The 21,842-nt window shown below is 66.8% G+C and carries 16 protein-coding genes and 2 tRNA genes; 12 read left to right on the top strand and 6 right to left on the bottom strand.

What is annotated here, in order from left to right; genetic code table 11:
- Positions 1–6: 6 nt before the first annotated feature.
- A tRNA-Arg gene (locus AC23D6_RS07760) sits at positions 7–83 on the bottom strand.
- Between the two features lie 119 nt (positions 84–202).
- Here AC23D6_RS07760 and AC23D6_RS07765 point away from each other — a divergent pair.
- From AC23D6_RS07765 to AC23D6_RS07795, 7 genes are all read left to right on the top strand, one after another.
- On the top strand, positions 203–1,345 hold the full coding sequence (locus tag AC23D6_RS07765; protein WP_487752186.1) for a hypothetical protein: 1,143 nt from the start codon (positions 203–205) through the stop codon (positions 1,343–1,345).
- A complete protein-coding gene (locus AC23D6_RS07770; RefSeq protein ID WP_487752187.1) occupies positions 1,342–1,812 on the top strand; it encodes a GNAT family N-acetyltransferase in 471 nt (156 codons plus the stop codon). The genes AC23D6_RS07765 and AC23D6_RS07770 overlap by 4 nt, the downstream gene beginning before the upstream one ends.
- A gap of 330 nt (positions 1,813–2,142) precedes the next feature.
- The gene (gene thrA, locus AC23D6_RS07775) at positions 2,143–4,635 is read left to right on the top strand and encodes a bifunctional aspartate kinase/homoserine dehydrogenase I (protein ID WP_487752188.1); all 2,493 of its coding nucleotides are present in this window, start codon (positions 2,143–2,145) and stop codon (positions 4,633–4,635) included.
- Positions 4,636–4,672: 37 nt separating this feature from the next.
- Positions 4,673–5,602, top strand: coding sequence for a homoserine kinase (locus AC23D6_RS07780; RefSeq protein WP_487752189.1), 930 nt, complete (start codon positions 4,673–4,675; stop codon positions 5,600–5,602).
- Between the two features lie 12 nt (positions 5,603–5,614).
- Positions 5,615–6,910: a threonine synthase gene (gene thrC, locus AC23D6_RS07785; protein ID WP_487752190.1), complete on the top strand. Its 1,296-nt coding sequence runs from the start codon at positions 5,615–5,617 to the stop codon at positions 6,908–6,910.
- A 9-nt stretch (positions 6,911–6,919) separates the two neighbouring features.
- Positions 6,920–7,969, top strand: a complete 1,050-nt coding sequence (locus AC23D6_RS07790) for a L,D-transpeptidase (RefSeq protein WP_487752191.1) — start codon at positions 6,920–6,922, stop codon at positions 7,967–7,969.
- A 128-nt stretch (positions 7,970–8,097) separates the two neighbouring features.
- Positions 8,098–8,763 carry a murein L,D-transpeptidase catalytic domain family protein gene (locus tag AC23D6_RS07795; RefSeq protein WP_487752594.1) on the top strand — a complete coding sequence of 222 codons (666 nt, stop codon included), beginning with the start codon at positions 8,098–8,100 and terminating at the stop codon, positions 8,761–8,763.
- Positions 8,764–8,770: 7 nt separating this feature from the next.
- Here AC23D6_RS07795 and AC23D6_RS07800 read toward each other — a convergent pair whose 3' ends face one another.
- The gene (locus tag AC23D6_RS07800; protein ID WP_487752192.1) at positions 8,771–9,631 is read right to left on the bottom strand and encodes an MBL fold metallo-hydrolase; all 861 of its coding nucleotides are present in this window, start codon (positions 9,629–9,631) and stop codon (positions 8,771–8,773) included.
- A gap of 111 nt (positions 9,632–9,742) precedes the next feature.
- On the opposite strand from AC23D6_RS07800, the gene AC23D6_RS07805 reads away from it, so the two are divergent.
- Both AC23D6_RS07805 and AC23D6_RS07810 read left to right on the top strand, forming a co-directional pair.
- Positions 9,743–10,219 (top strand): OsmC family protein, encoded by a 477-nt coding sequence (locus tag AC23D6_RS07805; protein WP_487752193.1) that lies wholly within the window; start codon positions 9,743–9,745, stop codon positions 10,217–10,219.
- Between the two features lie 94 nt (positions 10,220–10,313).
- Complete coding sequence (locus AC23D6_RS07810; protein WP_487752595.1) at positions 10,314–11,348, top strand: LacI family DNA-binding transcriptional regulator; 1,035 nt, start codon at positions 10,314–10,316, stop codon at positions 11,346–11,348.
- A 153-nt stretch (positions 11,349–11,501) separates the two neighbouring features.
- On the opposite strand, the gene AC23D6_RS07815 is transcribed toward AC23D6_RS07810, so the two are convergent.
- The gene (locus AC23D6_RS07815; protein ID WP_487752194.1) at positions 11,502–13,178 is read right to left on the bottom strand and encodes an alpha-amylase family glycosyl hydrolase; all 1,677 of its coding nucleotides are present in this window, start codon (positions 13,176–13,178) and stop codon (positions 11,502–11,504) included.
- Positions 13,178–14,563 (bottom strand): MFS transporter, encoded by a 1,386-nt coding sequence (locus AC23D6_RS07820; protein WP_487752195.1) that lies wholly within the window; start codon positions 14,561–14,563, stop codon positions 13,178–13,180. Before AC23D6_RS07820 ends, AC23D6_RS07815 begins: the two co-directional genes overlap by 1 nt.
- Positions 14,564–14,930: 367 nt before the next feature.
- Between AC23D6_RS07820 and AC23D6_RS07825 the strand changes: the two genes are divergently transcribed.
- The 3 genes from AC23D6_RS07825 to AC23D6_RS07835 all read left to right on the top strand — a co-directional run bounded on the left by AC23D6_RS07825 (position 14,931) and on the right by AC23D6_RS07835 (position 20,515).
- Positions 14,931–16,547, top strand: coding sequence for an alpha-glucosidase family protein (locus AC23D6_RS07825; protein WP_487752196.1), 1,617 nt, complete (start codon positions 14,931–14,933; stop codon positions 16,545–16,547).
- Positions 16,548–16,557: 10 nt separating this feature from the next.
- The gene (locus AC23D6_RS07830) at positions 16,558–17,487 is read left to right on the top strand and encodes an alpha/beta hydrolase (RefSeq protein WP_487752197.1); all 930 of its coding nucleotides are present in this window, start codon (positions 16,558–16,560) and stop codon (positions 17,485–17,487) included.
- Between the two features lie 274 nt (positions 17,488–17,761).
- Entirely contained in the window at positions 17,762–20,515 is a 2,754-nt protein-coding gene (locus AC23D6_RS07835; RefSeq protein ID WP_487752198.1) for a TonB-dependent receptor, read from the top strand.
- Between the two features lie 117 nt (positions 20,516–20,632).
- Here AC23D6_RS07835 and AC23D6_RS07840 read toward each other — a convergent pair.
- Together AC23D6_RS07840 and rnd are read right to left on the bottom strand one after the other, a co-directional pair.
- Positions 20,633–20,708: transfer RNA gene (locus AC23D6_RS07840), tRNA-Ala, on the bottom strand.
- Between the two features lie 17 nt (positions 20,709–20,725).
- Complete coding sequence (gene rnd, locus AC23D6_RS07845) at positions 20,726–21,835, bottom strand: ribonuclease D (protein WP_487752199.1); 1,110 nt, start codon at positions 21,833–21,835, stop codon at positions 20,726–20,728.
- Positions 21,836–21,842 lie beyond the last annotated feature (7 nt).

Here is a 21,842-nt window from a genome sequence, read left to right on the forward strand (position 1 = left end):
GAGAAGTGGCGGCCCCGACACGATTCGAACGTGCGACCTTCCCCTTAGGAGGGGGACGCTCTATCCAGCTGAGCTACGGGGCCAAGATGAGCGGAAGGATAGCGCATGGCTGCGGGGCCGCCCAAGAAATCCACGGGCCATACGATGCGGCGGGACGCGTTTTGCGTTACATCTGGTCCGACTCAGGGGAAGGGGGCGATGCATGCGGCGATGGGGAACGGTGCTGATGGTGGCGTTGCTGGCCGGCTGCTCCGAGCATCCCGACGGCATGCCCGGCCCCGATCCCGGCCTGTTCGCCCGCTTCAAGGACGGATGCCCCGATCTGCGCGGCACTTACACCTTCAATCACGCCGAGGGGCGGCGGCAGCGGTTCCTGGGCAAGGCGATGGAAGGCGCGTTCGACAGAGTGCCGGATCGCTACGGCGTCTGGAGCGTCGACGCCATCGACGAGGAGCAGATCGTCCTCAGCAGTTGGAGCAGTACGGAAGACACGCACGAGGCGTTCAAGGCATGGCGTCGCGAAGAGCCGTACCAGTACGCCCTGTGGGCCGGATCCCTGGTGGCGCGCCAGGCCGTGGGCGGGCTGCGCCTGGAGCGTGATCCCCGCAAGGTGCGCGTCCCGCCACCGATGTTGACGCAGCGGCTGACCACCTCGATCAGCAACATGGCCTACACCTGCGAGCAAGGTTGGGTGGTCTTCAGCGGTGAAGAAAGGCCGGAGGCCGATCACATGGGCCAGGCCGAGGTGAGGATGACGCGGGCCGAAGATGGCGGCCTGGTGGCCGTGGCGCGCTACAAGGTCCGGCAGAGCTTTTCTCTCTGGTGCGGCGACGGCTGCAAGCCCGATATCGACTTGGGAGAAGGCGAACGTGCGTATTGGTGGCATGCCGCGCCCGCGCCGGCCGCCGAGATCACGCCGATCGACTGGGCGAAGTGGGTGGCCAACGACGATCGACCGCTGGCGGCGCGCGAGATGTACCAGGACGGCGTGTTCATGCCGTACCAGACCCAGGAGCAGCGGGATGCGCGCCTGCTGGCTCAGAAGTACCTCAGCGGCGCCATGGACGAAGTGCCCGCCCCCACGCCCGATGCCAGCGTGGCGATGTGCGCCCCACTGACCCGGAAACTGGGCGAGCACGTGGGCGGGCTGCTGGACATTACCCGCGTGCAATGCACCGCGCGGCGCTGCACGCTGGAAGGGCACGCGGAAACGCAATCCCGGGTTTCCGATGCCATGCGCGCGATGGATGATGGCGGCGTCAGGGGCGTGGAGCTGGCGGAGCTCGAACAGACGCGCCAGGGGCAGCGCTTCGTCTTGAACCTGGACCACGACTGCGCCGAATGAGCCTGGACGCCATGGACCTGCGCCTCGATGACCTCCGCCATCCTGCCGTGATCGCGCTGCTGCAGGAGCACCTCGATTGGATGCATCGCATCTCGCCGCCCGAGAGTGTGCATGCGCTCGACCTGGCGGCGCTGCGACGCCCCGACATCACCTTCTGGACGCTGTGGGACGGCGACGCGCTGGCGGGCTGCGGTGCGCTGCGCGAACTGGCGCAGGGGCATGGCGAAGTGAAGTCGATGCGCACGGCGCAGACGCACCTGCGGCGTGGCGTGGCAGCGCGCATGCTCGAGCACATCCTGGCCGAGGCGCGTCGACGCGGATACGGGCGCCTCAGCCTCGAGACGGGCTCGATGGCCTACTTCGCCCCAGCACGCGCGCTGTATGCGCGCGCCGGTTTCAGTCCGTGCGCGCCGTTCGGCGACTACATCGACGACCCGAACAGCGTCTTCATGACCCGCACGTTGTAGTGCAGTGGATTGGTTTCAGTTGCATCCAACTGAAATCATTGGCTTTGTTGCGTCGCAACGCTTGACAGCCCCCGGGGGTGCCGTGGTTTTCTTCACCCATGCGCTCCATTGCCCACGCATCCGCGAATTCGACCACGGCCCCGATGCCGGTGTCGGTGCGCGCGTCCGGCGGACGCACGACCCTGATTACGACCATTACCACCCTGACTCGTCGGGTGCGGTTGGTCGTGTTCGCGTAACTCGCAACCCACGGCCCCGCACCCGGATCAGGATGCAGGGCCACCCCGATTCCTGATGCGTGCCGGGCCTCCCAACCGAGGTTCCTGACCCATGTCGTCCCGCAGCGCCGAAGTCGAACACGCCAAGCCCCGCACCGTCGTCCACAAATTCGGCGGCACGTCCGTCGCCGATGCCGAACGCTATCGCCATGTCGCGAAGCTGCTGCTGGCGCGCGACGAGGAGGTGCAGGTCACCGTCGTGTCGGCCATGAAGGGCGTGACCGATGCGCTGATCGAACTTTGCGAACTGGCCGCCGCCAATCGCCCGGAATGGCACGAAAGCTGGCATGCCCTGCGTGCGCGACATCGCGGCGCGGCGGTCGCGCTGCTGGGCGAAGAAGCGGGTCCGGTGATCGAATGGGTCGACGAGCGCTTCCAGCGGTTGGAGGAAATCCTCAATGCGCTGATCGTCATCGGTGGCCTGCCGGAAGTGGTGCTGCAGCGCGTGCAGGGCCTGGGCGAAGTGTGTTCGGCGCGCCTGCTGGGCGAGTACCTGAAACTGCAGGGCGAAGATTGCGCTGTGCTTGATGCGCGCGACGTGCTGCGCGTCGACCACGGCGAGCTCGGTGTGGTGGTCGACTGGGAAGACAGCGCACAGCGCTTGGCGGTGTGGCGCGCCGCGCATCCGCAGCGCCGCGTGGTGGTCACCGGCTTCGTTGCCCGCGATCGCGAAGGGCGTTTCACCACGCTGGGCCGCAACGGCAGCGATTACTCCGGCGCCATCTTCGCCGCGCTGTACGACGCCGCCGAATTGCATATCTGGACCGACGTGGACGGCGTGCTGTCGGCCGACCCGCGGGTGGTCCCGGAAGCCGTGCAACTCGGCGCCCTGAGCTACGACGAAGCCTGCGAACTGGCCTACTTCGGCGCCAAGGTCGTGCATCCGCAGACCATGTCGCCGGCGATGGAGCGCGGCCTACCGATCATCATCCGCAACACCTTCCATCCGGAACACCCGGGCACGCGCATCACCGCCGAACGCGATGCCGTCGGCCCCGTGAAGGGACTGACGCTGAGCGCCGACCTGGCCTTGCTGAACCTGGAGGGCACCGGTCTGATCGGCGTGCCCGGCACGGCCGAGCGCGTCTTCGCCGCGTTGCGCAATGCGCACGTGTCGGTGGTGATGATTTCGCAAGGCTCGTCGGAGCATTCGATCTGCTGCGTCGTGAGGGCCAGTGAGGCGGCGAAAGGACAGGCTGCATTGCTGGACGCCTTCGCCCACGAACTCGATACCCGCCAGATCCAGCGCGTCCAGCGTCGCGATGGCGTCAGCGTGCTGGCTGCGGTCGGCGACGGCATGGCCGGCACGCCCGGCGTGTCGGCGCGGCTGTTCGGCGCACTGGGCCACGCCCAGGTCAACATTCTGGCAATCGCCCAGGGCTCGTCGGAGCGGAACATCTCCGTGGCCATCGACAGTGCCGATGCCACCAAGGCCTTGCGTGCCGCGCACGCCGGGTTCTGGCTGTCGCCGCAGACGTTCGCCATCGGCGTGATCGGGCCGGGCAACGTGGGCGCGGCGCTGATCGAGCAGCTGCGTGCCGAGCAACCGCAACTGCTCGCCAAGGCCAATCTTGACCTGCGTCTTCGGGCCGTCGCCTCGAGCAGCAAGATGCTGCTGGACGAGCGCTCGCTGGGCGACGACTGGCGCGCGCGCTTCGATGCCAGTGCGCAGGCCACCGATCTCGACCGCTTCACCCAGCACTTGCTGTCGGCGCACATGCCGCACGCGGTGATCGTGGATTGCAGCGCGAGTCCGCTCGTGGCGGACCGCTACGCGGAGTGGCTGGCCGCCGGCATCCACGTGGTCACCCCGAACAAGCAGGCCGGCGCCGGCGCACTCGAGCGCTATCACGCCATCCGCGAGGCGGCATCGACCAGCGGCGCGCGCTTCCGCTACGAGGCGACGGTCGGCGCGGGCCTGCCGGTGATCTCCACATTGCGCGACCTGTTGGATACCGGCGATGTCGTGGTGTCGGTGGAAGGCATCTTCTCCGGCACGCTGGCCTGGCTGTTCAACAAGTACGACGGCAGCGTGCCATTCTCGCAGCTGGTCACCGAGGCGCGTGGCCTGGGCTATACCGAGCCGGATCCGCGCGACGACCTGTCGGGCACCGACGTGGCCCGCAAGCTCGTGATCCTGGCCCGCGAAGCCGGCCGCGAACTCGCCCTGGACGATGTGCAGGTGGAAAGCCTGGTGCCGGAATCCTTGCGGCAGGCCAGCGTGGACGATTTCATGGCGCGCCTGGGCAAGGTGGACGCGGCGTTCGCTGAGCGGCTGGCGCATGCGCGCGCGGCCGGCAACGTGCTGCGCTATGTCGCGCAGCTGGATGCCGAGGGCCGGGCCCGCGTCGGACTGGTGGAACTGCCGGCCAGTCACGCGTTCGCCAATCTGCGCCTGACCGACAACATCGTCCAGTTCACCACCCGGCGTTACTGCGACAATCCGCTGATCGTGCAGGGCCCGGGCGCCGGGCCGGAAGTGACCGCCGCCGGCGTGTTCGCCGATGTGCTGCGCGTGGCGGCCGGGCAGGGCGCGAAGCTGTGAAGCGGAATCTGGGCACGTCATCGGGAGCGTCGTGGGCATGAGGCAGCAGGCAAGTGCGTTTTCGCCCGCGTCGGTGGGCAATGTGGGCGTGGGGTTCGACATCCTGGGCCACGTGATCGAAGGAGTAGGCGATACCGTTACTGTGCGGCGCATCGACGCGCCGGAGGTACGCATCGCGTCCATCACCGGCGCCACCGTGGATCTGCCGCTGGACGCGCCGGGCAACACCGCCGGCGCGGCGCTGATCTCGCTGCGCGAGGCGCTCGACCTGCCGTTCGGTTTCGAGGTGGAAATCGAGAAGGGCATTCCGCTCGGATCGGGCATGGGCGGCTCTGCGGCATCCTGCGTGGCCGCGTTGGTGGCCGCCAACGCGCTGCTCGATGCACCGCTGTCTCGCGAACAGTTGTATCCGCATGCGCTCGTGGGCGAGGCCGTGGCCAGCGGCGGCAAGCACGGCGACAACCTCGGCCCGATGCTGCTGGGTGGCCTGGTGCTCGCCACGGCCGAGCACCTGGTGCGCATCCCCGTGCCGGAGGCCTGGCACAGCGTGCTGGTGCATCCGGACGCGATCCTGGAAACGCGCCGCGCGCGCGCCGCGCTGCAAGGCGACTACGCGCTGAAGGACTTCGTCGCCCAAAGCGCGAACCTGTCCCTGGTGCTGGCCGGCTGCCATGCCGGTAATGCTTCGCTGGTCCGCGCGGGCCTGCAGGACATCCTGGTGGAACCGCGCCGCGCGCCGTTGATCGCGGGCTTCGATGCCGCCAAACAGGCCGCGCTGGATGCCGGCGCGATGGGCGCCAGCATTTCCGGTGCGGGCCCCAGCGTGTTCGCGTGGTTCGCGTCGCGCGCCGAGGCCGAAGGGGCCGCGCCCGCGGTGCAGGCCGCGTTCGCCGCCGCCGGTTTCGACAGCCAGGCCTGGGTGTCGCCGATTAATGCCACGGGCGCGCAGCTCGTGTCCGCCTCCTGACCTTCATTGCTCATGAACTTCATTTCGACCCGCAACACCGCGCCCGCCGCCAGCCTCAGCCAGGCCATCGCCGCCGGATTGGCGCCCGATGGCGGCCTGTACGTGCCCGAAGCGCTACCGGCGCCACGCGACTTGGCACCGGGCCACGACATCGCCGAGACCGCAACGACGCTGTTGGCCCCGTTCTTCGCCGGCGACGGCCTGGAAGGCGAACTGGCGGCGATCTGCCGCGAAGCGTTCGATTTCCCTGCGCCGCTGCATGCGCTCGGCACGCCGGGCGACCATGTGCTCGAGCTGTTCCATGGTCCGACCGCGGCCTTCAAGGATTTTGGTGCACGCTTCCTGGCGGCCAGCATGGCGCGCCTGCGCCGCAGCGAAGCCAAGCCGCTGACGATCCTGGTGGCGACCTCGGGCGATACCGGTGCGGCCGTCGCGGCCGCGTTCCATCGCCAGCCGGGCTTGCGCGTGATCGTGCTCTACCCCGACGGCCGCGTGTCGCCACGGCAGGCGCACCAGTTGGGCTGCTTCGGCGACAACATCACCGCACTGCGCGTGGCCGGATCGTTCGACGATTGCCAGGCACTGGTGAAGCGGGCGCTCAACGACGCTGAGCTTCAGGCGCAGGCACCGCTGAGCTCCGCCAACAGCATCAGCCTGGGTCGCCTGCTGCCGCAGATGAGTTACTACGCCCACGCGTCGCTGACCCACCACGCGGCCACCGGACATTCGTTGAACCTCGTTGTCCCGACCGGCAACCTCGGCAATGCGCTCGCCGCGATCCTGGCGCGCGCGCTGGGCGTGCCGCTGGGCCGCATCGCGCTGGCCACCAATGCCAACCAGGTGCTGCCGGATTTCTTCGCCGGCAACGACTACGCACCTGCCGCCAGCGTGCCGACCCTGGCCAACGCGATGGACGTGGGGGCGCCGAGCAATTTCGAACGCCTGCGCTGGCTGTATGCCGGCGACGACGCGGCGCTGCGTGCGGCGTTCACCGCCACGCGTGTCGACGACGCCACCATCCGCGAGGTGATCGCGCGCCGCTATCGCGACCATGGCGAAGTGCACTGCCCGCACACCGCCACCGCGATCAAGGTGCTGGAAGACCTGCGTGCGCAGGGCGAGGCCGGCGACTGGGCCGTGGCCGCCACCGCGCATCCGGCCAAGTTCGAGAGCGTGGTCGAGCCGCTGATCGGGCGGGAGGTCGACGTGCCGCCGGCGTTGGCCGACCTGCTGGCCCGGCCTGCCCGCGCCGCGCCGGTGCCCGATGCGTACGCAGCCTTGCGCGATGCCGTGCTGGCCGGCGTGTAAGCTGGACGTATGTCCCGAATCCTGACGCCGCTCGCCCTCGCTTGCCTGCTGGCCTTCGCCGTGCCCGGCGGGGCGCAGACGAAGCCCGCAACCGCCATCGCCGTCTCCACGCCGGACGTGCGCGCACTGAAGCCGGGCGAATTCCTCTGGTATCCGCAGATCGCACCTGACGGTCCGGTGGTGCTGGTAGTCAGCCTGGATGAGCAGCGCGCCTACGTGTACCGCAACGGCATCGCGATCGGCGTCTCGACGATCAGTTCGGGCAAGGAGGGCAAGGAGACGCCCACGGGCGTGTTCACCATCCTGCAGAAGAACAAGGACCACCGCTCCAACCTCTACAACAACGCGCCGATGCCGTACATGCAACGGCTCACCTGGGATGGCATCGCCCTGCATGGCGGCAACCTGCCGGGCTATCCGGCCTCGCATGGCTGCGTGCGCCTACCCCAGGCGTTCGCCGAGAAGCTGTTCGGCATCACCCGGTATGGCGATTCGGTGGTGGTGGCCAATGCGAAGGCATCGCCGGCGAGCGTCGTGCATCCGGCGGTGCTCGCACCGGTCACGGCGGCCGGGCAGTCGGCGCATCCCGAGCTCTCGGCCTACGAGGTGTACTGGAACGAAGCCGCCTCGCCCGAGGGACCGGTGAGCATTCTCGTCAGCCTTTACGACCAGCGCGTCTCGGTGCTGCGCAACGGCGTGCTGATCGGCTCGGCGCCGTTGCAGATGGTCCAGGACTTCGCGCTGAACGGCACCGTGTTGCTGGTGATGACGACGGAAATGGAGGACATTCCCAGCCTGCTGGATCCGCGGCAGAAGGAGCACCGCTGGGTCGCCCACCGCGTGCTGGGCGAGGCGGACGCGCCGATGCCGCCGTTGCGGCGACTGGGCGAGGCGTTCTGGATTCCGCAAGACTTCGCCCGCCGGCTGTACGGCATCCTGACGCCGGGCACCACCGTGTTGTTGTCGGACCTGCCGGGCGTTCACGCAACGCCGGCCGAACAGGCGCCCGTCCCGGTGTTGGAATCGGACGAGGCGGCCCCCACAACGGCCGTACGCTGAGTCGCGGACGGATTCGGGAGGTCGGCGTTGTTTCCCCAGGTCTGTCCGCCATGAATCTCCGCCCGATCCCGTTCCTGCGTCGTCTTTCCTTCGTGGCCGTGTGCCCGGTGGCATTCGCCGTGCCCGCGATGGCGGCTACGGCCAACGACAATACCGAGCGCTTGGTTGAGACGCTCCATCGCGCCGCGCCTGCGCTGGACCGCAAGGTGTTGTCGATGGCGGCGCGGGCGATGGCCTGCTCGATCAAGCGCGATGGGCCCGTGCCGTCGCAGCGACTCAGCGTGATCGATTACTCGCGACCGTCCACGCAGCCGCGGCTGTGGGTGTTCGATCTGGAGCGCCAGCGCCTGTTGTTCGAAGAGTGGGTGGCGCACGGGCGCAACACCGGCGAGAACCTGGCGAAGAAGTTCTCGAACGCCAGTGGCAGCTACATGTCCAGCCTGGGTGCCTTCGTGACGCAGGAGTCCTACAGCGGATCCAACGGCTATTCGCTGCGCCTGCAGGGCCTGGAGCCCGGCTTCAACGACAATGCCCGCGAGCGCGCGATCGTCATCCACGGCGCGCCCTATGTGAGCGATGCGCTGATCCGCGCGCAGGGTCGCCTGGGCCGCAGCCTGGGCTGCCCTGCGGTGCGCACGGCCGTGGCGCGCCCGCTGATCGACACGATCCGCGGGGGCTCTTTCGTGTTCGCGTATTACCCGGATGCCGAATGGCTGAAGCGGTCCTCGCTGCTGAGCGTCGATTGCGGCGAAGGCGTGGCCACGCATCCCTCGGCGGCGGGTGCGGGCGGCTGAGCGCCGCTCAGAGCTTGAGCGGGATCTTCAGATAGCGGCGCCCGTTGTCTTCCGGGTCCGGCAGGCGGCCGGCGCGGATGTTCACCTGCAGCGCAGGCAGCAACAGCACCGGGGCCGACAGCGTGGCATCGCGCGCTTCGCGCATGGCGACGAAGCTGGCCTCGTCCACACCGCCGCCGACGTGCACGTTGCGCGCCTTTTCGTCGGCTACTGTGGTTTCCCAGGCGAAATGGTCGCGACCGGGCGCCTTGTAGTCGTGGCACAGGTAGAGTCGCGTCTCGTCCGGCAGGGCGAGCAAGCGTTGGATCGAGCGGTACAGGGTGCGCGCGTCCCCGCCGGGGAAATCTGCGCGGGCGGTGCCGTAGTCGGGCATGAACAGGGTGTCGCCGACGAACACCGCATCGCCGATGCGATACGAGACGCAGGCCGGGGTGTGGCCGGGGGTGTGGATCACGTCGACCCGCAGGTCGCCGAGCGGAAAACTGTCGCCATCGCGGAACAGGCGATCGAACTCGCGGCCGTCGCCGCTGACATCGTCCATGCCGAAGACCGGCGCGAAGGTGCGCTGCACCTCCGTGATGTGCTCGCCGATACCGATGGGGGCGCCGGTCTTCTCTTTCAGGTAGGGCGCCGCACTGAGGTGATCGGCGTGCGCGTGCGTTTCCAGAATCCAGGCGACGGACAGCCCCTGGTCCGCGACGAAGCCGAGCAGCGCATCCGCCGAGCGGTACGACGCGCGGCCGGCACGGTGGTCGTAGTCGAGCACCGGGTCGATGATCGCCGCCTGGCGCGTGGCCGCATCCCATACCACGTAGCTGACGGTGTTGGTGGCTTCGTCGAACTGGGCGTGCAGGGTGGGGATGGCCATAGACCCTCCGGCAGCGAGAGGCGGCCATTCTAAAGCTTTGCGTCATCATCAACGCCGGGAGCATGCGCGTGGGATGATGTGCGCCGACGCCAACCATGCCAGGACACCGCCATGAGCGACACCCAACGCATCAGCCTCACCCTGGAGCAGGAGGACGACTACGCCTTCCGCATCCGATTCGACGAAACCGGCATTGCCGATCTGATGACTGATGAGCCGCCGCCGCTGGGTCAGGGCGAGGGGCCGAATCCGACCCGGCTGCTGTTGTCGGCTGTGGCGAACTGCCTGTCGGCCAGCCTGTTGTTCGCCCTGCGCAAATTCAAGAACACGCCCGGCAAGCTGGTGACCCACGCCACCGCGGAGCTGGTGCGCAACGAGCAGGGCAGGCTGCGCGTGGGCCATATCCATGCCGATATCCGCCTGGCGGAACCCGGCGCGGCGCACGCATCGTTGGAACGCATCCTGGCCCAGTTTGAGAACTTCTGCGTGGTGACGGAGAGCGTCCGCCACGGCGTCGAAGTCTCGGTCAGCATTACCGATGCCGACGGCGTCCAACTGCATGGCGTCGCGCCCGCACCGGTCGCGTGAACAGATGTAACCGCTTACGGCCCGGTGCGGGGTCGAACCCCTGCCGGGGGCATGTCATCATTCTGGCTCCCGTTGCCTGGTTCCTGAGTCCGTGATCGCGCCCATCAAGGGGAAAGCCACTTCCCTGGACATCGCCCACCTGGCGGGCGTCTCCCAGCCCACCGTGTCGCGCGCGCTGCGCGGCAGCCCGATGGTCAACGAAGAGACGCGCAAGCGGATCCTGGCGATCGCGGAGCAGCTGAACTACAAGGTCGACAAGAACGCCTCGAACCTGCGCCGCCAGCATTCGGGCACGCTGGCCCTGCTGTTCTTCGAAGATCCGACCCCGGACGAATCGGCGATCAATCCCTTCTTCCTTTCCATGCTGGGCAGCATCACCCGCGCGTGCGCGTTGCGCGGCTACGACCTGCTGATCTCGTTCCAGCAGCTGTCCAACGACTGGCAGGCGGATTACGAGGACAGCAAGAAGGCCGACGGCATCATCCTGCTCGGCTATGGCGACTATCTGGAATCGCGCAGCCGGCTGGAGCGCCTGGTGGAGCAGGGCACGCATTTCGTGCGCTGGGGTGCCGTGCAGCCGGATACGCCGGGCGTGTCGATCGGCTGCGACAACACCCAGGGCGGGCACGACATCACCGCGCACCTGATCGCGCAGGGGCGTCGCCGCATCGCCTTCCTCGGGCACGCGTCGAACCACTACCCGGAATTCTTCGAGCGCTACCTCGGCCACCGACAGGCATTGGAAGAAGCCGGTCTGACCGCCGATCCGCTGCTGCAGGTAGATGCCATCACCACCGAACAATCCGGCCACGAAGCAGCGACCGCGTTGTTGGCGCGTGGCGTGCCGTTCGATGCGATCTTCGCCGCCAGCGACCTGATTGCCGTTGGCGCAATGAAGGCCCTGCTGGAGCGTGGCCTGCGCGTGCCGGACGACGTCGCCGTGGCCGGCTTCGACGACATCCCGCTGGCCAGCTTCGTCAACCCGGGCCTGTCCACCGTGCAGCAGGACACCAAGCTCGCCGGCGCGTTGCTGGTGGAAACACTGCTCGCGCTGATCCATGGCGAGCCCGCCGAGAGCCAGACGATCCCGGTCAGGCTGGCGCTGCGCGGATCCACCGCTGCGAAGTGAAGGCGCCGTAGTAGGAGCGACGTGAATCGCGACCGGATGCCATCAGCCTGCTTGGTGCTTGATGTCGTGCGCGAAGTTTCGTTGCGAACATGCGCTCATGGCGTGTGAGGTCAGCGGTCGCGACTTACGTCGCTCCTACAGACAGCACCGACCTTAGTCCGCTTTGGGCGCCTTGCGGGCCATCAGCTCCGCAAGTCGGGCGCGGGTGTCGGCACGGGTAATCGGCGCATCGAGCAGGAACACGCGCACGCCATGCGCCGGCACTTCGGCCTGCAGGCGGTTGCGCACGCGCTGCTGCTTGCCGGTGAACGCATCGCGCCATTGGCCTGGTTGCAGGTGGTCGGAGACCGACAGCTTCGCCGGCGTGTCGGCCTTGTTCAGCAGCACCAGTGCGGTCTGATTGACGCCTTCGTGCTGCAGGACACGGTAGAAGATGGCCTGGTCGCCCTTCATGCGGATATTGAGCTGCAGGCCGCGCTGCAGCGCCGGCGTATCGCGGCGCAGGTGGGCGATCCGCTTGAGCGGAGAAAAGATGGGGCTCTTCGGCGCGGCGTCGATGCGTTCCTGCCCGAAATAGTTGCGGTTGCCAGCGTGTTCGGCGCGGCCGCGTTCGAACCCGATCTCCGAGCCGTAATAGACCACCGGAATGCCGCGCGCGGTGAACAGCCAGTTGTGCGCATCGATGAAACCCGCATCGCTGGCATTCATGCGCGCCATGTCGTGGTTGTCATAGAACGTCATCAGTTCATACGGATTGGCATACGGGCCGTCTTCGAGGTACAGCGCCTTGCCGATCTCCTCGTAGCTGCTGCCCGGCTTCTCGAAGACCTCCGTCAGCTTTCCCTTGAGCGGGAAGTCCAGCACGCTGTAATTACCGTTGCGGGCCCAGGTGTGGCCGGCAATGCTGGCGGCGTCGTAGTTGAAGTTCTCGCCGAACATGAAGAAGCCGGGCTTCTTCGCGCGGATGCGGTCGGCGAACTCCTTCCAGAACGTGTGCGGCATCCACGCAATGGTATCCACGCGGAAGGCCGCGGCACCCTGGTCGATCCACTGTTCGTAGGCGCCGACCAGGTATTCCATGACGGCCGGGTTGTTCTCGTTGAAGTCCGATAGTTGGGCCAGTCCGCCGCCGGTGTTGTAGAACGCATGCAACGGCTTGCCGCGTGGGTCCAGCTTGTCCGGATCGAGGTTCTGGTGGTCGGCGACCAGCGTCCCGTCCTTGTCCCAGACCTTGCCGTACTGCGCCTGCTTCTTCGGCATGGAGTACGCAGGCGAACCGTGGTTGCCGACGATATCCAGCACGACATCGAGCTGCTGTTCCTTCATGGCGCGCGTGAACCCGGCGAAATCCAGCCCTTCGCTGGGCAGGTGTTCGTCGAGCTTGTAGAAGTTGATGCCCCAGTAGCCGTGGTAGCCGGTCTTGCCGCGGTCAGTGAACATGCCGGCCCACTTCACCTCTTCGCCACCGGTGAAGGCCTCATCCGGATTGTCGATGATGGGCGTGATCCAGACCGAGGTGAAACCGAGGTCGCGGATGTAGCCGGCGTTGTCGAGCACGCCCTTGAAGTCGCCGCCGAGGTAGCCGACGTTGTCGGTCTGGCCTGCCGGCGCGCCCGGGGTCGGGCGATCGAAGGTACGGTTCGCGCCACCCTGGTCACGGTGGTCGTTGGACGGATCGCCATTGACGAAGCGATCCGTCAGCACGAAATAAACCGCTTCCTTTGCGAAGGGCTCGGTGGTGCCGTAGAAGTCGTCTGCGGCCAGCGCAAGGCCGGGTACGCCGAGGACGGCGAACAGGGCGGTGGTCAGGGCATGGCGGGCGAGCGTCATCAATGGGCCTGCGAGGGAAGGGGGGCGGGAGCGCCGGGGGCTTCGTGCACGCGGAACAGGGCCAGCGCGGCCAGCAGCAGGCTCGCGCCGCTGATGACCAGGGCGAAGATGGCCTGATTCGCGAAGAACGCGCGCAGTGCGGGACCCAGCAGGGTGGCGGCGACGATCTGCGGGATCACGATGAACATGTTGAAGATGCCCATGTAGATGCCCATCTTCTCGGCCGGCACGTGGCTTGAGAGCAAGGCATAGGGCATCGACAGGATGCTGGCCCAGGCGACGCCGACCAACGCGAAGGAGCCGATCAGCCACGCCGGGCTGGGCACGAGCCCCATCGACAGGAAACCGAGGCCGCCCAGAACCAGCGAGCCCGCGTGCACGGCCTTGCGGTTGAGCGGGAAGCGCGCGGCATAGAAACTCAGCAGCAGCGCGACCAGCATCGACGACAGGCCGTAGTAGCCCATGTAGGAGCCGACGAGGTCGGCCGCGTTCTGGAAGGCGGCATTCGCAGACTGGAACGCGGCGGCTTGCGCGGGCATGGCCATGTCGAACGCGGCAGGGTCGGGCGCGGGCGCCTTGAATACGTGTTCGGTCAGGCCGGGCGTGGCCATGCTCCACATGGCGAAGAACGCCAGCCAGCTGAAGAACTGCACCAGGCCCAGGCGGCGCATCTGCGCGGGCATGTGGACCACGTGGTGGACGATCTCGCCCGCAAAGTTGCCGCGCCGCTTCTGTTCGTCGCGGAAGCGCTGCAGATCCTCCGGCGGATACTCCGGTGTGGTGAGGATGGTGACCAGGATGCTCACCATGAAGACGAAGGCGCCGATGGCGAACGCCACCTTCACCGAGGGTGGCACCACGCCCGGTCCGGCTTCGTTCGGTACGCCGAGTTGGGTGATGAACCACGGCAGGTTGCTGGCCACCCAGGTGCCCACGCCGATGATCAACGTCTGCAGCACGAAGCCGAAGGAGCGTTGTTCTTCGGGCAGCTTGTCGGCCACCAGCGCACGGAACGGTTCCATGCTGATGTTGATGCTCGCATCCAGCACCCACAGCAGGCCCGCGGCGATCCACAGCGTGGGCGAGTGGGGCATGAACACCAGGGCGATCGAGCTGAGGACGGCGCCGATCAGGAAGAACGGCCGGCGACGGCCCAGCCGCGGATGCCAGGTGCGGTCGCTGAGGTAGCCGATGATGGGCTGCACCAGCAGACCAGTGAGCGGGGCGGCGATCCACAGCAACGGCAGCGCATCCTTCTCCGCGCCGAGCGTCTGGAAGATGCGGGACATGAAGCCGCCCTGCAGCGCGAAGCCGAACTGGATGCCGAGGAAGCCAAACGACATATTCCAGATCTGCCAGAAGGACAGGCGCGGCTTGGCGGTCATGCAGGTTTCCTGGCGGAGCGGAAGGAAGACGGCGCGAAGGTGCGGGCGTGGCGGCATCTTGCCGACAAGCGCAGGCGTTTCCATGCTGCACCGCAAACAAGCCGGGCTTTGCGTGCATCCCCTGCGTCGGCAGTGCCGAATGCCACGCGGCATGCGCAAACCCTTGCGCTGCATGGGTTTGCGCGCATAGTCCCGCACGCTGCCCGTAGCCGCGTGGCGTGCTGCGCGTGCGCTGGCGGCGGATGCCTGCATACGTATTCATGCGGGACGGGGCCGTGGTGGTCTCACGTATGCGGGTGGCGCGTGGAATAGTGGCGCCCGCCGTGCGCACCGGAGGGGTGCGCCATGCATGCGAGCCGGTATTGCGATGAAGAAGAACACGTGGTGGCGCGGCGCGGTGATCTACCAGATCTACCCCCGCAGCTTCCTGGACACCAATGGCGATGGCGTCGGCGACCTGCCGGGCATCGTCGAGAAGCTCGACTATATCGCCGGCCTGGGCGTGGACGCGATCTGGATCTCGCCGTTCTTCAAGTCGCCGATGGCCGATTTCGGCTACGACATCGCCGACTACCGCGACGTGGATCCGCTGTTCGGCACGCTGTCCGACTTCGATCGCCTGCTTGCTAAGGCTCATTCGCTGGGCATCAAGGTCATGATCGACCAGGTGCTGAGCCACTGTTCCGTGGAGCACGCCTGGTTCAAGGAAAGCCGCGAGAGCCGGGACAACCCGAAGGCCGACTGGTACGTGTGGGCGGACCCGAAGGAGGACGGCACCCCGCCGAACAACTGGATGTCGCTCTTCGGCGGCGTGGCCTGGCGTTGGGAGCCGCGCCGCGAGCAGTACTACCTGCATAACTTCCTGGCCAGCCAGCCGGACCTGAACTTCCACAACCCTGCCGTGCAGGACGCGACGCTGGACAACGTGAAGTTCTGGCTCGACAAGGGCGTCGATGGTCTCCGCCTGGACGCGATCAACTTCTGCTTCCACGACGCGCAGCTGCGCGACAACCCGCCGAAGCCGAAGGAAAAGCGGGTGGGGCGCGGTTTCAGCCCGGACAATCCTTACGCCTATCAGTACCACTTCCACAACAACACGCAGCCGGAGAACATCGGCTTCCTCGAGCGCCTGCGTGGGCTGCTGGACCAGTACCCCGACGCGGGCGCGCTGGGCGAGATCTCATCGGAAGACTCGCTGGCGACCACTGCCGAGTACGTCACCGACCAGCGCCTGCACATGGGCTACAGCTTCGAGCTGCTGACCGACGACGGCACGGCCGCGTACATCCGCGACACCGTTGAGCGTCTGGAAGCGGCCATGGTCGAAGGCTGGCCCTGTTGGGCGATCTCCAACCATGACGTGCAGCGCGCGGTGACGCGCTGGGGCCGCGGCGACCACTCGCCCGCGCTCGCTGCGCAGCTGGTCGCGCTGGTCTGCTCGCTGCGCGGCTCGGTCTGCCTGTACCAAGGCGAAGAACTGGGCCTGCCCGAGGCCGATGTGCCTTACGAGGCCCTGCAGGATCCCTACGGAAAGACGTTCTGGCCCAAGTTCAAGGGCCGCGACGGATGCCGTACGCCGATGCCGTGGCAGGACGGCGCACAGGCTGGCTTCAGCAGCGGCCAGCCGTGGTTGCCGATCCCGGCGGAACATCGGGCGATCAATGTCGCCGTCCAGGAGCACGATCCCGACTCTGTCCTCCATCAGGTGCGGCGTTTCCTGGCGTGGCGGCGTAGCCAGCCGGCCCTGCGCGTGGGCACCATCCGCTTCCTCGATGCGCCTGAGCCGGTGCTTGCCTTCGTGCGCGAGGTCGAGGACGCGTCCATGCTCGTCGTATTCAACCTGTCGTCGCAGGACACCCGTTGGACGCTGCCGGACGGCCTGTCGCCGCGTCCGCTGGAGGGCCCTGGCCTGCTGTCGGGCACCCTGCATGAGGACACGCTCGCGTTGCCGGCCCGCGGCGTGTACTACGCTCTCATCGACTGAGCAACGAGGCATGAAGATGGGCATTCGCATGGGCGCCTTCGGCATCGCACTGCTGATGCTCGTCGCAGCGACCGCGCACGCGCAATCGAAACGGGCTGCCGCTCCCGGCGCCCAAGCAGTGACCGGCGAAGGCGTGACCGGCACGCTGCTGCGTCATGCGCAGTTCCCCTCGCGTCACGTGGCCGCGCGGAACGTAGATGTGTGGTTGCCGCCCGGCTATGCGGAGGCGACCGGCACGCGGTACCCGGTGCTCTACATGCACGACGGACAGAACGTGTTCGATCCGTCGACCTCGTACACGAAAGTGGATTGGGGCGTGGATGAGGCGATGACCCGCCTGATCGCCAACGGGTATGCACGTGCGGCCATCGTCGTCGCTGTGTGGAACACGCCCAAGCGCCTGCAGGAGTACATGCCGCGCAAGGCGATCGAGGGCGACGCGTTCGTCCCTACACCGGGCGATCCGCCCTTCCCGACGGCCGAGATCGTCGCGGACGACTACCTCGCCTTCCTCGTCACCGAGTTGAAGCCGTTCATCGATGCGCAGTACCGCACGCTGACCGGTCCGAACAACACGTTCGTGATGGGCTCCAGCATGGGCGGGCTGATTTCCGCCTACGCGGTGCTGGAGTATCCGCAGGTATTCGGCGGGGCAGGGTGCGTATCCACGCACTGGCCGATCGCCGGCGGCATCGTCGAGGGCTATCTCGCGGAACACCTGCCAGCGCCGGGCGGCAACCGTTTCTACTTCGACTACGGCACCGAAGCCATCGATGCGATGTACGAGCCCTACCAGCAGCGCATTGATGCGCTGATGCGCACGCGCGGTTATCGGCCGGGCGTCGATCTGTTGAGTCATCGCTACCTGGGCGCCACCCACAACGAGGCCGCGTGGCGCGACAGGATCGAAGTGCCCCTGATGTTCCTGCTGCAGCCCTGAATCCGTAGGCGCCCTGGCCATCTCCAGCACGTAACTGAACCGGGTCGCGCGTCGCTGCGACATGCATACGCGCGCCTGCGCGGGCGTACGGAACGCGCGTTACACCGCCGCGCGGAATATGCATGAATACGTATGCAGGGCGGTTTGTGCAGCTGCACGCACCACTACCATGGCCGCACGTTTCGGGGCCCCGTGTCCCAACGTGTAAGACCCGGGCGACCGCACCATGCGGCGCACCCGGTTCGTCGCATACAACGTCCTTGGAGAGGGGAACATGCAACTCAAGCGCAACCTGCTGAGCGCGGCGTTGGCGTCTGCCATCGCGCTCACCGCGACCGGCGTGAACGCCCAGACGGCCCAGCCCGCCGAACCAACCAACGAACAGGCCGAAGCCACCGAGCTGGACACGGTGGTCGTCACCGGCATCCGCCGCGGCATCGAGAGCGCGATCTCGGTCAAGCGCGATTCCACCTCCATCGTCGAAGCGGTATCCGCGGAGGACATCGGCAAGCTGCCCGACGTCAGTATCGGTGAGTCCATCGGCCGCCTGCCGGGTCTTGCCGCTCAGCGTGTTGCAGGCCGTGCGCAAGTGATCAGCGTCCGTGGCCTGTCACCCGACTTCGCCACCACGCTGCTGAACGGCCGTGAGATGGTCAGCACCGGCGACAATCGCAGCGTTGAGTTCGACCAGTATCCGTCGGAACTGGTGGCTGGCGTGACGGTGTACAAGACGCCCGACGCCGGCCTCATTGGCCAAGGCCTGTCTGGCACGATCGACATGCAGACCGTGCGCCCGTTGAGCTTCGATGCGCCTGTCGGTACGGTGGGCGTGCGCGGTCAGCGCAACTCGCTGGGCAATGCTGCGAATGCCTCTGCCTATGGCGAGCGCGTCAATGCCAGTTACATCACCCAGAACGAAGCGCGTACGTTTGGTTTCTCGATCGGCTATTCGCACACCACGACGCCGATCCAGGAGAACCAGGTGGGCCTGTACGAGCCGTGGCAGGCGATCGGCGACAACTGGCGCCCGGGCGTGCCGGCTGGCACGTTCTACTCAGACGGCATCAAGGCGCTGCGTCGCACCGGCGAGACCAAGCGTGATGGCGTGATGGCGACGTTGCAGTTCCGCCCGTCGAACGCATGGACCAGCACGCTGGACCTCTTCCATTCGGAAGCGGAGCAGGTCGATACGGCGAACCAGTTCGAAGTCCACATCGGCGACTACAACGGTGGCTATGGCCGCCTGGAGGTGGCCAATCCGGCCATCAATGGCGACAACACGTTCACCGGCGGCACCGTCGGCAACGTGTATCCGCTGGTGCGCGGCATGTACAACCGCCGCGAGGACGAGATCAATGCGTTCGGGTGGAACAACGAGTTCACGGTGGGCCAAGCGCGTATCGTGGCCGATCTTGGTTGGTCGCGCGCCAAGCGCGATGAGCTTAATCTTGAGAACAACACCCAGATCCTGCCGGCGCCGCAACTCGATACCCTTCAATTGCAGATCCGGAACAACGGGTTCTCGCAGTTGAACCCGGGCCGCGACTACTCGGATCCCAATTCGCTGTACCTGACCGGCACCATCTACGGCTCGGGTTACGGCAAGGTGCCGAACGTGGTCGACGAGCTGCGGACGGCCAAGCTTGCGGCGTCGCTGCCGGCGCCGGGTTTCCTCAAGGGTTTCTCCGATATCGACCTCGGTGTGAATTTCGCCGACCGCGAGAAGAACAAGCGCCAGCCCGAGGGCAACATCAATCTTGGCGCCCAGGGCATCACCACGATCGCCTCCGACCTGCAGTACGCGCCGGTCGACTTGAGGTTTGCCGGCATTGGCTACATTCCGTCCTGGAACGTACCGGGTGCGGTGGCGCGCTACATGACCTTCGAGCCGAGCGATTCGGCCTTCCCATACCTCGTCGCCAAGGCGTGGGACGTCAAGGAGAAGACCACGACCGCTTATCTGCGAGGCAACATCGACACCCAATGGGGTAACGTCAGCGTGCGCGGCAACGCGGGCGTGCAGGTCCAGCACGTGGACCAGTCCTCCGACGCGATCCGCCTCTCGAACGGTGGCAATCCGCAGCCGATCAGCATTGGCAAGACCTTTACCGACGTGCTGCCGAGCATGAACCTGGCGTTCGGATTCGAGAACGATCAGACCCTGCGCGTCGCCCTGGCCAGGCAGGTCGCGCGTCCGCGCGTTGACCAGCTGCGCGCGTCGCTTGAGGTGAGCGCTTCGGATAATGTGAACACCGAGACCGGCTTGCGCGACAGTTTCGCCAATGGCGGCAACCCGGAGCTCGATCCGTGGCGTGCCAACGCATTCGATATTTCCTACGAGAAGTATTTCGGTACCCGGGCGTACGTGGCAGCAGCCTACTTCTACAAGGACCTGAAGTCGTACATCTATACGCAGGACGATCCCTTCCACGATCTGTCCGAATATACGGCCGGCTTCGCCCCGATCAACGGTATCGAGGTCAACCCGATCGGCAAGCTCACCACGCCGCAGAATGGCAAGGGCGGCAGGCTGCAAGGCCTGGAGCTCACAGCTTCGCTGCCGTTCGAGATGTTCAGCGACGCGCTGCAGGGCTTCGGTGCGATCGCCAGCGCCACCTTCAACGACAGCAACATCAAGATCCGCGACCCGGAAAGTGCATCCAGCGTGGGTAGCGGCGACATCGACCTGCCGGGGCTGTCCAAGCGCGTCTACAACCTGACGGTGTACTTCGAGAAGAACGGCTTCGAAGCACGCATCAACCAGCGTCGGCGTTCGGACTTCATCGGCGAGATCGGCAACTTCAACGGCAACCGCACGCTGCGCTACGTGGTCGGCGAGAACATCACCGACGCGCAGGTCAGCTACTCGTTCCCGGACGGGCATGCCCTCAGCGGCCTGAGCTTCCTGTTCCAGGCCAGCAACCTGACCGACGAGGCTTACCGGACCTACGCGGGTACCAAGGACCGGCCGCTGGAATACGTCGAGTGGGGCCGCACCTACCTGCTGGGCGTCAGCTACAAGTTCTGAATCACCGGTTACCTTGCTCTCCCAGCCCGCCGGCGTTCTGCTGGCGGGCTTTTTCTTTGGGAGGAGGGGAGGGCACAAAGAAAAAGGCCAGGCATTCGCCTGGCCTTTCGTATTGGATGGTGGAGCCAGGGAGGATCGAACTCCCGACCTCGTCATTGCGAACGACGCGCTCTCCCAGCTGAGCTATGGCCCCACAAGAGCGGCGCCATTCTAGCCCGCGGGGGCTGGTTGTGCCAAGCCTGCGCCCTCGAGCACCGGCGCCAGGACGGGCTCCAGTTCGCGGCGCCGCCAGCCACTGAGTGCGGCGGGCCACTGGCCCGATTCCAGCAAGCCTTCCAGGTAGCGGCGCGAGGCGAGCACGCCGTCGGGCAGGCCCAGTTCGCCGCTGCGGAGGGCGACGGCGTCCTGCAGGCGCTTCAAGCGGGCCTTGTCGCCGTCGGTCGCGTTGCGCGCCACCGGCATGGCCGCCTCATCGTCCAGCGGGCTCTCCAGCGCCTGCCAGATCGCGTCCGCGAGCTTGCGCGGCGCCTTGGGCTGGGTGTCGAAGAAGCGCAGCAACGCCGCCTTGTCGATCGGCGGCGTGCGTGCCAGCGCCACGGCCAATTCGTTGTCGAGGATCCAACTGCGGGGCTTATCGCTATGGCGCGCCTGTCCCTCGCGCCAGCGCAGCAGCCGCACCAGTCGGCGCTGCGCGTCGATGTCGAGGAACTGCGCGCTGCGCATCGACAGGTGCGGCCAGCGCTCGCCATCGTCCTGCGCGGCGTTTTCGACGAAGCGCGCGCAGTCTTCCTCGAGCCAGCCCAGGCGATTGACGGACATCAGTTCGGTCCGCAGCGCGTCATGGACGGCGAACAGATAGCGCACGTCATCCGCGGCGTAGTGCAGCTGCGCTTCGCTGAGCGGACGGCGCAGCCAGTCCGAACGCGTCTCGCCCTTCGGCAGCACCACGCCCGTGACGCGTTCGACCAGCTTCTGGTAACCGATCCCGGCGGCGACGCCGGCCAGCGCGGCGGCGATCTGCGTGTCGAACAGCGGTGCGGGCAGCACGCCGCATGCCACCTTGAACGCCACCAGGTCTTCGCTGGCGCTGTGCATCACTTTGGTGATCGACGGGTCGGCCAGCCAGGGCCGCAGTGCATCGGTCATGGCGGGCGCCAGCGGGTCGATGAGCAGCACATCGTCATCGAGGGCGATCTGCACCAGGGCGAGCTGGGGCCAGAAGGTGCGTTCGCGGACGAACTCGGTATCCAAGCCGATCCGCGTCGGGCGGCGTTGCAGATGCGCGTCCAGCGCCGTGGGCGTGTCGATCCAGTGGGGCACGTAGTCT

Source organism: Pseudoxanthomonas sp. G3 (genome assembly GCF_057654715.1).

Coding starts and splice junctions, on each gene's coding strand:
- AC23D6_RS07765 (WP_487752186.1), top strand. CDS start 203: ATGCGGCGATGGGGAACGGTGCTGATGGTGGCGTTGCTGGCCGGCTGC.
- AC23D6_RS07770 (WP_487752187.1), top strand. CDS start 1,342: ATGAGCCTGGACGCCATGGACCTGCGCCTCGATGACCTCCGCCATCCT.
- thrA (WP_487752188.1), top strand. CDS start 2,143: ATGTCGTCCCGCAGCGCCGAAGTCGAACACGCCAAGCCCCGCACCGTC.
- AC23D6_RS07780 (WP_487752189.1), top strand. CDS start 4,673: ATGAGGCAGCAGGCAAGTGCGTTTTCGCCCGCGTCGGTGGGCAATGTG.
- thrC (WP_487752190.1), top strand. CDS start 5,615: ATGAACTTCATTTCGACCCGCAACACCGCGCCCGCCGCCAGCCTCAGC.
- AC23D6_RS07790 (WP_487752191.1), top strand. CDS start 6,920: ATGTCCCGAATCCTGACGCCGCTCGCCCTCGCTTGCCTGCTGGCCTTC.
- AC23D6_RS07795 (WP_487752594.1), top strand. CDS start 8,098: ATGGCGGCTACGGCCAACGACAATACCGAGCGCTTGGTTGAGACGCTC.
- AC23D6_RS07800 (WP_487752192.1), bottom strand. CDS start 9,631: ATGGCCATCCCCACCCTGCACGCCCAGTTCGACGAAGCCACCAACACC.
- AC23D6_RS07805 (WP_487752193.1), top strand. CDS start 9,743: ATGAGCGACACCCAACGCATCAGCCTCACCCTGGAGCAGGAGGACGAC.
- AC23D6_RS07815 (WP_487752194.1), bottom strand. CDS start 13,178: ATGACGCTCGCCCGCCATGCCCTGACCACCGCCCTGTTCGCCGTCCTC.
- AC23D6_RS07820 (WP_487752195.1), bottom strand. CDS start 14,563: ATGACCGCCAAGCCGCGCCTGTCCTTCTGGCAGATCTGGAATATGTCG.
- AC23D6_RS07825 (WP_487752196.1), top strand. CDS start 14,931: ATGAAGAAGAACACGTGGTGGCGCGGCGCGGTGATCTACCAGATCTAC.
- AC23D6_RS07830 (WP_487752197.1), top strand. CDS start 16,558: ATGAAGATGGGCATTCGCATGGGCGCCTTCGGCATCGCACTGCTGATG.
- AC23D6_RS07835 (WP_487752198.1), top strand. CDS start 17,762: ATGCAACTCAAGCGCAACCTGCTGAGCGCGGCGTTGGCGTCTGCCATC.